Origin of the sequence: Enterococcus sp. DIV1094, assembly GCF_017316305.2 — a bacterium.
GTDB lineage: Bacteria > Bacillota > Bacilli > Lactobacillales > Enterococcaceae > Enterococcus_B > Enterococcus_B mangumiae.
Window position 1 is genome coordinate 2,949,574 of the sequence record NZ_CP147250.1, and the last position, 13,268, is coordinate 2,962,841.

Consider the following 13,268-nt stretch of genomic DNA (forward strand, 5'->3'; position numbering starts at 1 on the left):
TAATGTCGTAGGAGTTGGCTTTCGAACACCGTTTACCAAAGGTCGTGAGAAAGCCGTTTAGCTCCAAGCATTAAGGCGGAAGTTGGGAAACCAACTAAAAGAGAAGCCACCACGAATCAATCATCGATTCGCTCGTGTCTTCTCTGCTTTTATATCATAAAAATATACTTAGTTATTTAAACTTCAACTATCTTTTAATTCCAGACTTCTTCTGCAATACCCTTGATCAAGGCGATTTTCTCCCACTGTGCTTCTTCAGTCAAGATGTTGCCTTCTTCAGTTGATGCAAAGCCGCACTGTGGACTTAAGCATAGTCGATCCAAAGGGATATAGCGAGTGGCTTCATAGATCCGCTCGATGATTTTTTGGCGATCTTCAAGTTCGCCGGATTTTGAGGTAACTAACCCTAAAACAACGAGTTTTCCTTCACTCACTTTAGCAAGTGGTTCAAATCCGCCAGAACGATCGTTATCATATTCTAAATAATAGGCATGTACGTTTTCGTCCGTAAATAATGGCTCAGCAACCGCTTCGTATCCGCCTGCTGCTGCCCAAGTAGAGTGATAATTTCCACGACAGACATGAGTATTCAAAATCAGATCCTGTGGTTGATTTTCAAGAACCGCATTATTGATTTGTAAATAGGTCTGCGCCAAATCTTTACGAATCTCGCTTTCCTCTTTATCACTCTCTGCTAAAAATCCTTCTGGTAAAGGTGCTACTAATACGCCCCAAGTACAATCATCCAATTGGATCGTTCTGGCACCTGCTTCATATAAGTCAGCGATCACTTGCCGATAAGCGGTAACGATATCTTGAAAAAGTTCATCGTTTTCTGGATAGATGGCACGAACAAGTGGTAGGATATCAGGACGTAACAGTTCGACTAATAATTGAGCTGGAGCTGGTATCGTTTGCTTTACTTCGATTCCTTCACTTGTATGCGCACGCGTAAATCGAAAATGCTCCACAAACGGATGATGCCCCCCGCTGATTTTTTCTGTGACGGTCACTGTTCCTGGACGTGTCTCTTCTCCATGAAATTGATACCCCCGATCAGGTACAAAAAACTCGATTCCTTGTAAGCCAAAGAAAAAGTCTAAATGCCACCAGCTTCGACGAAATTCACCATCTGTCACCGCATGTAATCCAGCCGTTTCTTGTTTTTTGATCAAATCGATGATTGCTAGATCTTCTACCTCTTTCAGTTCGGCAGCTGAGATAAGCGATTCGCTATATGCCTTTCGTGCTTGTTTCAATTGATCGGGGCGTAAAAAACTACCAACGATATCATAGCGAAATGGGGATGTTGTTCGATTAGTCATAAAAAAATTCCTCCTTATTTTTGCGCAGTAGCAGATAAACGGATGCAACTAAAAAAGCACTCATCCCCTTTGCCAATTTTGACAAAAGGGACGAATGCTTCGCGTTACCACCCTTATTTACATCATTTTCACAAATAATGCCTCAACGATACCAATTGATATCCGGCGAGTTAACGGTCGCAATCCGGTTCTACTGAATTTGAGTAAAACAAGCTCCAAGTTCATCTTCACTAAGGTTTCTGGTCTCCTTTTTCACCGTCCGGAGTCTCTTGATCCTTCGCCCATTAGTTACTCTTCTCTTCTACGCTTTGATATTGTTCAATAATATCCCATGATTCACTAACAATGTCAACTAATTCCCCTCGTCTTCACTCACATCGATCCATGCTCGGTAATATTCAAAGGAAAGATTTTCTTTTGTCGTGTGGGTCAATAAGTATTGACCAATCGTCTGTCCCGATTGATAGCCTTGCTCAAGCAAGCTTTCTTTTACTTCAGATAAATTATTGTTTTTTGTGTTATTCACTTGCACTTTCAATAAAAAGCGTACGTATTTTTTTTCAAGATCATTTTGCCAGATCGTCTGTGATCCTGGGAGTTCTTTCGTGTGTTCGTCCGTACAGAATCCATAAATACTGTTCTGGCTATTTTCTGGAAAATAAATCACAAAACTTGAATAATTTTTTAGATATTCCTTTGAATAGAGAATGTCATCAGAAGCTGCCACGACAATTTTTTGAAAAGGAATCTCTTCTTCTGGAAATTCGTCTGGTTCACTATCGATCATTTCCTTTAACTGGTTTTTTCTTGATAATACTTCCTTATGTTTTTGCTCTAAGATTTTTCGCTCGTCATTTAATCGCTCTTCCGTTTCAGCTAAAGTCTCAAATAGCTCATTCAAGGATTTACTATAAAGATTTTTCATTTGCTTGATTGGAATGTCAAGATTTCGATAAAAATTGATGTCATAGACCTGAAAAATCGCGTCAATATCAAACATCCGATAGCCATTTTCTTCTTGTCTTGCTGCGTGGATCAACCCTTCTGCATCCCAGTAGCGAATCGTTGATCTTGGTATATTCAGCAACTCGGAGACTTCGCCAATTGAATAGAGTTTTTTCATACACTTCACCTCAATGATCAGTGTATGCTTTTTCCTCTTGACCTTCAAGTAGCTTTAAGGTGTAGAATTCGTATTTGTCGGGAAAAAGGAGGAAAACATCATGAACTTGTTAAAAACATCTATCAAAAACAATAAAGGGATTGCTTTACTTACTCTCTTATTTATTTGTTTACAACTTCTAGGAACACTAGGCGTACCAAAGTTAGTCGCTGATCTCATTGACCATGGGGTTGCTAGCGGTGAAGTGAGTCAAATCCAACAAATCGGGCTAAAAATGTTACTTGTTGCCTTACTCGGTTCTTTTGCCGCTGTTGCTTCAAGTTACTATTCTGCGTTGCTAGCTGCAAGATTTGGCTATCAAACACGAGCAACTTTTTTTGATAAATTCCAGCAATTATCGATGAAAGATGTCGACCATTTCAACACCGGATCACTCTTGACAAGAATGACTAATGACGTCGACAACGTACAACAAATGATCGTCATGTTCTGCCAGATGATCATCCCAGCACCAATCATTTCACTTTTTACGATCTTGATGATGTTGGAGCATTCAGTCAAATTGACAGTGATCACACTAGGTTCGATCTTCGTCTATGCGGTAGTCATCTATTTTTTGATGAAAAAAGGAACACCTTTATCTTTGAGTATCCAACCAAAAATGGATCGTATCACAACGACGTTACGGGAATTTTTTACTGGCGTGAATATGATCCGTGCGTTCAACAATCAAGACTATGAAGAAAACAGAACAAATCAAACATTTAAAAATTATGCGCAACAAATGATCCGCGTCAATCGAATCTTTGCATGGGTCACACCAATCGCCTTTTTATTGATGGGTATCGTTTATGCCTCGATTCTATGGTTTGGTGGAGGCTTGGTGGCTAACGGCACCTTACAAATCGGAACAGTGACAGCTATTGTGGAATATTCGATGTTGACACTTGCCTATTTGATGATTGCTGCCATGGTGCTTGTCATCGTGCCAAAATCCATGTCATGTCTCAAACGGATCGAAGAAGTCTTACATGCTGACATTGAGATCAAAGATCCCGACAAACAAGAAAAATTGACTTTTGATCCAACAGATGAAGCTTTTTTATCTTTTGAAAATGTTACGTTTCGTTATAACGAAACAGCTGATCCTGTGTTGGAAGACATTGATTTTGTCGTACCAAAAGGAAAGACGACAGCAATCGTTGGTGGTACTGGCTCAGGAAAAAGTACGATTGCGAAATTGTTGTTACGTCTAAACGATGTATCAAGCGGACAAATCAAATTAGCAGGTACACCGATCACAAAGATGAATCAAGACACACTCCGAAGTTATATCAGCTATGTTCCGCAAAAAGCTTTCTTATTTAGTGGAACGATTTTAAGCAATCTACTGATGGGCAACAAAAATGCTACCGATGAAGAACTGGCGAAAGCCGTCCGTGTTGCACAATTGGATGAAGTCTTAGAAAATCTGCCTGACAAGTTGAATAGCTTTGTTGCCCAAGGAGGCGATAATTACTCTGGCGGACAAAAACAAAGAATGTGTATCGCTAGAGCTTTAGTCAAACCAGCGGAAATCTATGTCTTTGATGATAGTTTTTCTGCCCTGGATTATCGGACAGATGCCAAATTACGTCGCGCTTTGCATCAAGAAATGGCGGATAAAACCCTGATCATTGTTGCGCAAAGACTGAGTACTATCATGAATGCTGACAATATTATTGTTTTAGACCAAGGTCGAATCGTCGGACAAGGAACGCATGAAGAATTATTGAAAACCAATCGATCATACCAAGAATTTGCGAAATCACAAGGTATTTTGAAGGAGGGATTTGATGGAAATGACTAAAACAACTGTAAAAAAACAAAGCTTAAAACGTTTCTGGAAAATGATCCAACCTGAACATAAAATCTTCTATGGTTCACTATTTTGCAGCTTGATCGGTAACACACTCGTCGTTGCGATGCCTTTGATCATGGGTATCGGGATCGATCAACTTTTAGCACGTATCAAAGCAGTTGGTTTGAACCACATGACTACAACAGATGTGAAAGAAACATTACTTTTACCTGTCATCCTGTTGGTCCTTTTTTCTTTGCTGAGTAGTGCTATTTCCTTTATCCAAGAATGGGCAATGGCTTCATTGAGTGAGCGTGTTACAGTACGAGTGCGTAAAGAAGTCACCAAAAAATTCAAAGCCTTACCGATGGCTTTTTATGATCGACATCAAGTAGGCGATATCATTAGTCGGACAACAACTGGCTTGAATCAACTGTCACAAGTATTGTTAACAGGGATCAATCAATTTTTCACTTCCCTAGTGACGATCCTTTTAGCTGGTATCATGCTGTTTTATATCGATATAAAATTGACTTTTCTTGTCCTGGTTTTGATTGTCACTAGCGCGATCGTCACGACAAAATTTGCCAATAAGAATAAAAAAATATCTGATAACAACCAAGAAGAATTGGGCGAACTTAATAATAAAACGGAAGAATATTTGACTGGTAATCTAGTGATCAAAGCCTTTAATCAGCAAGTATTAGCGATTGAAGAAGTCAAAAAAGTAAATGAAAAACAATCCCAAGCATTCAAAAAAGCACAATTTATGAATTTTGCGATCTATCCAGCGATTCGTTTGATCAATCAATTGGCATTCATCGTTAGTGCGATCATTGGCGCTTCATCTGTCTTAACTGGTGGCATCACGATTGGTTTCTTACAAGCCTACTTACAATATATCAATCAGATCTCTGAACCAATTTCTACAGCTTCTTATGTCATCAATTCGGTCCAATCCGCGATGGCTTCGATCGAACGGATTTTTGAAATCATGGATGAACCTGAAGAAGCAATCGATCGTGCTGTAGAAAGTCCAATCATTCATCCACAAGGAGCAATCGAATTCAAACATGTCCGTTTTGGGTATACACCAGAAAAACCATTGATGAAAGATGTTAACTTCTCCGTGAAACCAAAACAAACAGTTGCGATCGTCGGACCAACTGGTGCTGGAAAAACGACACTTGTCAATCTTTTGATGCGTTTTTATGAAATCAATGATGGCCAGATTTTATTCGACGATCACGACATCACTGATCTGCCAAGGCAAGAGCTACGTCATCTTTTCGGGATGGTTTTACAAAATACTTGGCTATTTGAAGGAACTGTCGCAGAAAACATCGCTTACGGCAAGAAAGATGCAACAAGAGAAGAAATCATCCAGGCAGCTAAGATTGCCCAATGCGATCATTTTATCCGCACCTTGCCTCAAGGATATGACACGATTATTTCAAGCGAAAACGGATCGATCTCACAAGGACAACAACAGCTTTTGACGATTGCGCGGGTCATTTTAGCTAATCCAGCGGTCGTCATTTTGGATGAGGCAACATCGAGTGTAGATACACGTACCGAAGCCTTGATTCAAGAAGCGATGAATGCTTTAACTAAAAATCGTACAAGTTTCGTGATCGCTCATCGTCTTTCGACAATCGAACATGCGGATATGATATTAGTTATGCAAAATGGGGACATCATTGAAAAAGGAACCCATAAAGAGCTACTACAACAACCAACCCTTTACTCAAGCTTATACCATAGCCAATTTCAAAATAATTAAGTAGAAAAAAGCCAACTTCGTCTAGGAATATTTCGAAGCGAAGTTGGCTTTTTTGATTGATCGTATCAAGTTTTACGTTTTTTCTTTTTGTTGTAGATGTAAGCAGCAATTGTTCCACTGACGATCGCTAAACCAAGAATGCTGGCGCTCGATTGCAACTCACCTGTTTTTGGTAAGTTTTTCGCCGTATTTTCTTGTGCTTTCTTCTGTTGTGTCGCAGTAGAATTAGCTTGTTTCTTTTCCTGATTTTCTCCGCTTGCGTTCCCATTTCCACCCGCAGCGCCTCGTTTGCTCACTGTTACTTGACTTGTTTCTGAAACTGAGCCATTAGTATAAGTGATCGTGTAAGTTCCTTCTTTGTTCGTATCAACAGTTCCTGATACCATACTTTCATCAAAGGTGACTGAAAATCCTGCACGATTGGTTGCCGAGACGAAACCATCGCTTGGCTTCTACGTATCTCCGATATATAACTGAAGATCTTTCGTCACAATCGTTTCACCGTTTTCTTTCACGACGACCACTACTTCTTCTGTCGCTCCACCATTAGTATAAGTGAGCGGGTAATCACCTGCTTTTGTTGTATCAACGGTTCCAGTTACCATGCTTTTATCAAAAGCGACCATCTCGCCGTCTTTATTCGTGGCAGACACAAACTGATCACTTGGGTCCCATGTATCCCCGACGTAAATACTACCGTTTTGAGCTTGGATCGTTTCTCTATTTTCAACGACCGTCACTGTGATTCGTTGAGATGCTTCGCCATTCCTATATGTAATGACAAAGTTTCCTGTTCTTCCAGTGTCAACGGTTCCTGAAACCATGCTTTCATCAAATGGAACAGTTTCGCCTGCTCTGTTCGTTGCGGAGACAAAATTGTCACGAGGATGCCAAACATCACCTGTATGGATCCTTGAATCAGTTGCGTTGATTGCTTCTTGACTCGCAACGACTGTCACTGTGATTTCATGACTGATCGCCCCATGTGTATAGGTGATTTTGTATTCGCCTACCTGTGTCGTATCGACTTCACCACTGACCATACTCACATCAAACGGAACAGAAGCCCCAGTTTTATCCGTTGCTGAAACAAAATTATCACTTGGCACCCAAGTGTCGCCAACGATGATCGTTGAATCGACAACTTGAAGAGATTCTTGACTTTCTTCGACAGTCACATTGATCTCTTGACTAGCAGAACCATTGGTATAAGTCACCGGATAGACACCTGCTGTCGTAGTATCGACCTCACCACTGACCATACTTTCGTCAAATGGGATCGATTCACCATTTTCATCTGTAGCTAAGACAAAATTGTCGATCGGCTCCCAGCTATCGCCAACATAGATCGTTGAATCGACTGCTCGGATCGACTCACCAGCAAGTGGTTGCCATACATAGGTATCTGCCATACTGTTTTGATAAGTCGCCATCAATGAAGAGGAACTTAATACGTGGTTACCAAGCGGGATATCTTCAGTACCTGCTCCCACATTTTGCCAATAGCCAGTATGTTCATCTGTTGCTAAAAGCTCCGGAATATTTGTCTCATTCAATGAATAGAACTGGATTCCTAATGAAAGCTTGGCTAAAGATGAAGTTCCAGCAAACATCTCTTGTTGCAATTGAACTCTGCCCGTTTTAAAGTACGAAAGATCAAGCTCTGTGATATTTTGACAGTTTCTGAACATGCCTCGCATGAAGCGTAGGCTATCTGTGTCGAATCGGCTGACATCGATCGAACGCAAATTGATACATTCTGCAAACATAAAACTCATCGTGGTCACATTACTTGTTGAAAAGTTCGAAACATCTAATTCAGTCAGACCCGAACAACCAAAGAACATATAATACATCGAAGTGACGTTCGTTGTATTGAATCCACTTACATCAAGTTCTGTCAGACCAGAACAACCATGGAACATATAATGCATAAATACGACATTGCTCGTATCAAAATGAGTCACATCCAGCGCCTGCAACCCTGAACAGCCATGGAACATAAAGGACATATCAGTCGCTTGACTCGTCACAAAACTCGATAAATCAAGTTGACTCAACCCTGAACAGCCACGGAACATATGACTGAAATTCGTCACGTTTGCTGTTTGAAAGCCTGTCACATCCAATGATGTTAAAGCGGAACAATCGTAAAACATATAACTCATGTTCGAAACATTCGACGTATCAAAACTGGATAGATCCAATGAAGTCAATGCAGACATGCCATAGAACATATGACTCATGTCACTGACGTTCGCTGTATTGAAACTGCTCAAATTCAATGAGGTCATAGATGACAAACCATTGAACATATAATTCATGGAGCGAACATTTTGAGTATTGAACGTGGACAGATCTAATGATGTCAGTTGGCGGCACCATGCAAAGAAATAATCCATATTCGTGACTTGACTTGTATCTAAATTAGCTAGGTTTTCAATCGTCGTTAGCTGATTCAGGTCAAAAAATAACCCTAATGATTCAGCATTTGCGACTACTGGTCCTGTAAAAACGATTTTTTTGATCAGTGAGCGATTGGAAAACCAAGGCGCCCGAGCAGCCATCGTTGTTTCTCCTAAAGTTCCTGAATCTATGTACAAAACGCCTTCCTGGTCGATCCGCCATTGACTGGTACCGAATACACCAGAAATAACTTGATCTTCTACACCCTGTATTTCGCAAACCGTCCGAGCATTGGGATCTGGGATCACTGGTTCATTTGAAGGTGCAGTTACTTCTTCCACAGCTGGAGCAATCGTGGAATCGACAGTTGCTTGCTCTGCCTCAGTCTTGACTTCTTGCGTAACCTCTGTCGTAGGTTCTGTCGGCACTTCTGACGGAACCGTTGCTGAGGATTCTGGGCTCTCACTTTCTTGTTTTTCCGGCTCTTCACTTTCTGCTACTTCCATCGTGACGTCCTCTGTTTGGTCTTCAATCGTCGGACTGGCTACCTCTTCTGTCATTTGTCCACTGTCTAAGTGATCGGCAAATGTAATGATACTCTGTTGGGATGCGTTCATGAGTAATAACATCGAAGCGGTCACTTTTAAGATTTTTCTGTGGTCCATTGCTTATTCAACTCCTCTAATTTAGAAAGATAAAAAAACATCCAACTAAATTTTAACTTATTTCACTAGAGAAAATTTTTTATTTTTTTTTTTTGAAAAAAAAATTTGGAAATGGGTTTGTATTTGAGAAATAAGCAAGCTAAAATAAAACAATCAAAGGAGAATCAAGTAAACGAGAGGAGCAGCGAATGGAAACTTTTTTCAAACTACATGAAAATAAACAATTGCATCGCCAGATCAAGATTCTTACTTATTTGAGAAAAAGAAATGAGATTATTTCAATAACAGAGTTAGTTCAAGAAATAGGCTGTACGCCCCCTACTCTCCGTACAGATATTCAAGCGTTACGTGCGAAGCTACCACCGACGATTCAATTACTTTCAATCAAAATGATCGGTTACCAATTAAAGATTCCTGATGGAGAAACATTGGATACATTTCTTCTACTTCTTGCGAGAGAAACGATCACTTATAAGCTGATTGACCGCAGCCTTCGTGGCTTTCATCAATCGTTTGAAGCCATGCGTTTAGAGTATCATCTATCAAGTTCTGCCTTACGAAAAAACATCCGCCATATGAATCTTGAATTAATCAATCACCGAATCCAATTCTCACCTAAAAACGGGGATCTGCTCGGTAAAGAAAATGATATTCGTTTATTCTTTTTTAATTTCTATATGTGCTTTCGCCGAAGCATTGTTACGGATCATACATATTTGTTCTCTCCAGAAACACATAAAGTCATGTTTGCTGAATTGCAGCAAGCATTTGAATCTCACTTACATATTAGTAATTTTCGTGCGATGCTCTGGTTGTCCATCTTAAAAGAACGCTGGTTGCGCCGTAAAAAGGGCGAGATCCCTCAAGAAACATTGACTACCATCCAGTCTAGAAAAAGCTTCAAAAGATTTGAAAAAAAAATCATGCCTTTTTTAAAAAAGACTCTTGGTATTCAGCAGCTTTCTACAAATGAACTTGCATGGGTCTATTTGATTGTTATCCATTGTATTTCCTACAGTTCACCAAAGTGGCACGAATCAATGGCACACACAGCAACGCACTATCAAGAAGAAACAAACATGAAAAACTTGATCAAGCAAAGGCTATCAGAAGAACCACTGATTGATGGCACAAACAACGAGGGCATTGAGCAGATGAGCGCTTATTTAGCCAACCTCCACTTATTAAGAGTCCTCACAGATCAATTTGAGAAGCACTCTCTATCCATCGACCATTTAGTAGACCAACGTTTTCAAAACCTTCACCTTTCATGGGAAAACCGCTTGATTCAGCGGGATTGGCAAGAACTCGTTCCACTAACTCATACAAGAGAAGTTTCATTGTCTTTAAGTATGATCCAATTTTCTACTCAGTACTCGAAAAAAATAAAGAAACAACCAATCATTTTTGCTTTTCACGGGGATGCTGGCTATGACAATTTTTTGATCACGATGATCAAAAAATGGCTACCGCAACAGTACAACGCCCTTTTTCTCATCGACCAACCCGTTACGCAACTAAAGATAAACGAATTACACGCCTCTCTTGTCGTCAGTAATTATGAGTTGGAGAGCACATTATCATGTGAGTTGATCCAAATCGCTCAAGTGCCGACAAAGGAAGAATGGTTGCATTTAAAAAAACAATTGATCGAACGTTCTCTCCATCATTCATTCTTTTGATCAAGCTATCGGAAATTCACGATCAAATGTACACGATTCAGCAAAAAAATAAGCGTCAAAAGCTACTTTCGGCTTTTGACGCTTATGGGCTGACCATGTGGCTCCAACTATTGGACACATCGCTTTTTATGAAAAGCGATTACTTGTTATAAATTTTTGGTCCTTTACGCATATTGCGACGATCATTCTTAGGCTCTGCCATTTTTTCCACTCGGCCGCCACCTTGCTTTTTCTTGATTAACTCAAGCATTTTTTCTTTTGAATTCATCTGTATCCCTCATTTACTCTATTCACTTTTTCGCTATCGTGATAAACACTTCGCTATTGTAACACATTTTTACTTGAAAATTTCAAACTTATCGATTTCTTTATGCTTTTCATTATAAAAATGTACAATATCTTTTTGTTCCTCACACGTTAAGATCACATAGCTTTTTTCAGGATAGCGCTTAGGGAAACGGAAACTGCCTGGATTGATACAGAGTACTCCGTCAACCATTGCTGCTTCTCGGACATGGGAATGACCGAAACAAGCGATCTGAGCATTCAGCTCTTTTGCTCGTTTTGCCACTTGTTCAAAAGAATATTTGATCCCATGCCAATGTCCATGGATCATATAGATCGTTGTTCCCTTGATCTCATTTAGATATTCTTCTTGAAATGTTGAACCATACAGATCACGATTGCCATTCACTACTTGAAAGCCCTGTAATGCTAGATGATCTTCTGGTAATTCAGAATCGCCACAATGAAGCATGACATCGACAGTTCCTTCATATTTTTGTCGAAGTGATTGCAGCTCTTCTGTCGCCCCATGGCTGTCACTAACAATCAATGCTTGCACCTATGATTCCTCCCGTCTTAAAAATGAATTGATGATGACCAATGTACCTGTCGTAAACAGAACCGTCAAGACAGCCATCGCCATACCTACTGAAACACTTCCTTGTTCAAACTCCCGCATGATGAAAGTGGAAACCACCAATGTATTTGGCGGGGATAAAATACTCGCTGTGACTAATTCACGAAACGATATGATGAAGGTCATCATCCAGCCAACAAAGATCCCACGCAAAAGTAAAGGAAAAATGATTCGTCGAAAAACATAGAAAGGTGTACCGCCAAATACACTACCTGCCCAAATCAATGAATCAGCAATCTGTGTATAAGAAGAAGTTACGTACTGTACTGAAAAAGGAAGAAAAAGTGTGACATAAGCTAATAGCATGATCCCGATATGGTTGTACAACGGAATGATATGGAAAATACTATTCCAAAAAATCATGATACCAATACTAAAGACGATACTTGGCAACATGTCTGGTAATAAACTCATCACATGTAATACCTTGCGAAATTTCGTTTGACTAAAGTAAATGATCGAAGCACAGGCGGTACCTAAAACTGCTGCAATCGTTGCAGAAAAAAATGCTAAAAACAAACTATTCCTGAATGCTTGTACCGCGCGAGGATTCTCAGTCAAGAGTTGGCTATAGTGAGCGAGTGTAAAGTTTCCACTAGCCATGCCTTGACCTCTTAAACGGATCAATGAGGTCATCACGACTGAAAAATAAGGAATACCGATGGCGACAACTAATAACGCAATGATATAACCCCAAGCGGCGATTTTCTGATGCGCGGATAGTTTTTTGACCACAAGTTTCGTGCCTTTTCCGCCAACTAACTTATAAGATTTCTTAGCCGTCACATAATTTTGTAAGAACCAAATACAAAAACAGATGAAGATCAGTAAACTTGACAGACTTGCGGCTGCATTGAAATTGATCGGAGCAATCGTCGCGTTATGATGGATCGCGGTGACAAAGACAGAAAAGCCGATACGTTGACCGATCGTTGCTGGTGTACCATATTCCGAAACAGCTTTTACAAAGACTAGTAAGGCTCCAATAGCGTAGTTCCCAGTGATCAAGGGTAACGTGACACGGCGTAACCGATAAAAAAAGCCACCGCCAAAGATCACCGCACTCTCGTCCAAGCTAGTCCCAATATTCAATAACGCATTTTTTAAGATCGTCAAAATAAAAGGAAAAAGATGAAAACTCATCGTCAGAACGATTCCCCAGAACGAAAAAAAGTTTTCGGAAAAATCTCCGGTAAAAGGAAACATTTGCTGAAAGAGACCCCGCCGTTGCGTAAATAAGATCCAGCCCATCGATGCGATATAAGGTGGTGTCATAAATGGGATCAGCAAGACGATATCTAACCATTTTTTTCTCGGCGATCTTTGTCCTAACTGTCAAAAAAGCGAGGGGCAAGGCAAGTACAGTCGAACAGATCACGACCGCAATGCCTAATAACAACGTATTTGTGATCGTCTGCAAATTATCTGGATTCATGATGGTCTGGATCGTTTGTCCTATGTCAAGTGTCCCCTCATAAACTAAGGCGCGATAGAAAATGACACCGATAGGGATTCCCGTCAA

At 40.2% G+C, this 13,268-nt stretch carries 11 protein-coding genes and 1 other annotated feature; of the genes, 4 read left to right on the top strand and 7 right to left on the bottom strand.

All coding sequences use genetic code 11. The features are described from left to right. Window positions 1-194 precede the first annotated feature (194 nt). Together DOK79_RS14055 and DOK79_RS14060 are read right to left on the bottom strand one after the other, a co-directional pair. Window positions 195-1,325, bottom strand: coding sequence for a 5-methyltetrahydropteroyltriglutamate--homocysteine S-methyltransferase (locus DOK79_RS14055; protein WP_206856109.1), 1,131 nt, complete (start codon window positions 1,323-1,325; stop codon window positions 195-197). 83 nt (window positions 1,326-1,408) lie between these two features. Next, window positions 1,409-1,638 (bottom strand) — a binding site (T-box leader). Window positions 1,639-1,677: 39 nt separating this feature from the next. Beyond that, a complete protein-coding gene (locus DOK79_RS14060; RefSeq protein WP_206856108.1) occupies window positions 1,678-2,448 on the bottom strand; it encodes a MerR family transcriptional regulator in 771 nt (256 codons plus the stop codon). A 100-nt stretch (window positions 2,449-2,548) separates the two neighbouring features. Here DOK79_RS14060 and DOK79_RS14065 point away from each other — a divergent pair, with 100 nt between their 5' ends. Together DOK79_RS14065 and DOK79_RS14070 are read left to right on the top strand one after the other, a co-directional pair. Further along, a complete protein-coding gene (locus DOK79_RS14065) occupies window positions 2,549-4,297 on the top strand; it encodes an ABC transporter ATP-binding protein (RefSeq protein ID WP_206856105.1) in 1,749 nt (582 codons plus the stop codon). Next, window positions 4,284-6,071, top strand: coding sequence for an ABC transporter ATP-binding protein (locus DOK79_RS14070; RefSeq protein ID WP_206856104.1), 1,788 nt, complete (start codon window positions 4,284-4,286; stop codon window positions 6,069-6,071). Before DOK79_RS14065 ends, DOK79_RS14070 begins: the two co-directional genes overlap by 14 nt. 65 nt (window positions 6,072-6,136) lie before the next feature. Here DOK79_RS14070 and DOK79_RS14075 read toward each other — a convergent pair whose 3' ends face one another. Both DOK79_RS14075 and DOK79_RS14080 read right to left on the bottom strand, forming a co-directional pair. Then, window positions 6,137-6,367, bottom strand: coding sequence for an LPXTG cell wall anchor domain-containing protein (locus tag DOK79_RS14075; protein WP_339093339.1), 231 nt, complete (start codon window positions 6,365-6,367; stop codon window positions 6,137-6,139). Between the two features lie 156 nt (window positions 6,368-6,523). Next, the gene (locus tag DOK79_RS14080; protein WP_206856098.1) at window positions 6,524-9,142 is read right to left on the bottom strand and encodes a BspA family leucine-rich repeat surface protein; all 2,619 of its coding nucleotides are present in this window, start codon (window positions 9,140-9,142) and stop codon (window positions 6,524-6,526) included. Between the two features lie 188 nt (window positions 9,143-9,330). Between DOK79_RS14080 and DOK79_RS14085 the strand changes: the two genes are divergently transcribed. Beyond that, window positions 9,331-10,824, top strand: coding sequence for a helix-turn-helix domain-containing protein (locus DOK79_RS14085; RefSeq protein WP_206856094.1), 1,494 nt, complete (start codon window positions 9,331-9,333; stop codon window positions 10,822-10,824). 139 nt (window positions 10,825-10,963) lie between these two features. Here the strand turns inward: DOK79_RS14085 and DOK79_RS14090 are convergent, their stop codons facing one another. The 3 genes from DOK79_RS14090 to DOK79_RS14100 all read right to left on the bottom strand — a co-directional run bounded on the left by DOK79_RS14090 (window position 10,964) and on the right by DOK79_RS14100 (window position 13,021). Then, window positions 10,964-11,092 (bottom strand): hypothetical protein, encoded by a 129-nt coding sequence (locus tag DOK79_RS14090; protein WP_277989376.1) that lies wholly within the window; start codon window positions 11,090-11,092, stop codon window positions 10,964-10,966. A gap of 69 nt (window positions 11,093-11,161) precedes the next feature. After that, window positions 11,162-11,668 carry a metallophosphoesterase family protein gene (locus tag DOK79_RS14095; protein ID WP_206856092.1) on the bottom strand — a complete coding sequence of 169 codons (507 nt, stop codon included), beginning with the start codon at window positions 11,666-11,668 and terminating at the stop codon, window positions 11,162-11,164. Beyond that, a complete protein-coding gene (locus tag DOK79_RS14100) occupies window positions 11,669-13,021 on the bottom strand; it encodes an ABC transporter permease (RefSeq protein WP_242543279.1) in 1,353 nt (450 codons plus the stop codon). Window positions 13,022-13,023: 2 nt separating this feature from the next. On the opposite strand from DOK79_RS14100, the gene DOK79_RS14105 reads away from it, so the two are divergent. Then, window positions 13,024-13,224, top strand: a complete 201-nt coding sequence (locus DOK79_RS14105) for a hypothetical protein (protein ID WP_206856086.1) — start codon at window positions 13,024-13,026, stop codon at window positions 13,222-13,224. The last annotated feature ends 44 nt before the right edge of the window (window positions 13,225-13,268 follow it).

What these genes read in the sequence shown, in the direction of transcription:
- DOK79_RS14085 (WP_206856094.1), top strand. Translation starts at nt 9,331, where the DNA reads ATGGAAACTTTTTTCAAACTACATGAAAATAAACAATTGCATCGCCAG.
- DOK79_RS14070 (WP_206856104.1), top strand. Translation starts at nt 4,284, where the DNA reads ATGGAAATGACTAAAACAACTGTAAAAAAACAAAGCTTAAAACGTTTC.
- DOK79_RS14060 (WP_206856108.1), bottom strand. Translation starts at nt 2,448, where the DNA reads ATGAAAAAACTCTATTCAATTGGCGAAGTCTCCGAGTTGCTGAATATA.
- DOK79_RS14055 (WP_206856109.1), bottom strand. Translation starts at nt 1,325, where the DNA reads ATGACTAATCGAACAACATCCCCATTTCGCTATGATATCGTTGGTAGT.
- DOK79_RS14090 (WP_277989376.1), bottom strand. Translation starts at nt 11,092, where the DNA reads ATGAATTCAAAAGAAAAAATGCTTGAGTTAATCAAGAAAAAGCAAGGT.
- DOK79_RS14065 (WP_206856105.1), top strand. Translation starts at nt 2,549, where the DNA reads ATGAACTTGTTAAAAACATCTATCAAAAACAATAAAGGGATTGCTTTA.
- DOK79_RS14105 (WP_206856086.1), top strand. Translation starts at nt 13,024, where the DNA reads ATGGGATCAGCAAGACGATATCTAACCATTTTTTTCTCGGCGATCTTT.
- DOK79_RS14080 (WP_206856098.1), bottom strand. Translation starts at nt 9,142, where the DNA reads ATGGACCACAGAAAAATCTTAAAAGTGACCGCTTCGATGTTATTACTC.
- DOK79_RS14100 (WP_242543279.1), bottom strand. Translation starts at nt 13,021, where the DNA reads ATGACACCACCTTATATCGCATCGATGGGCTGGATCTTATTTACGCAA.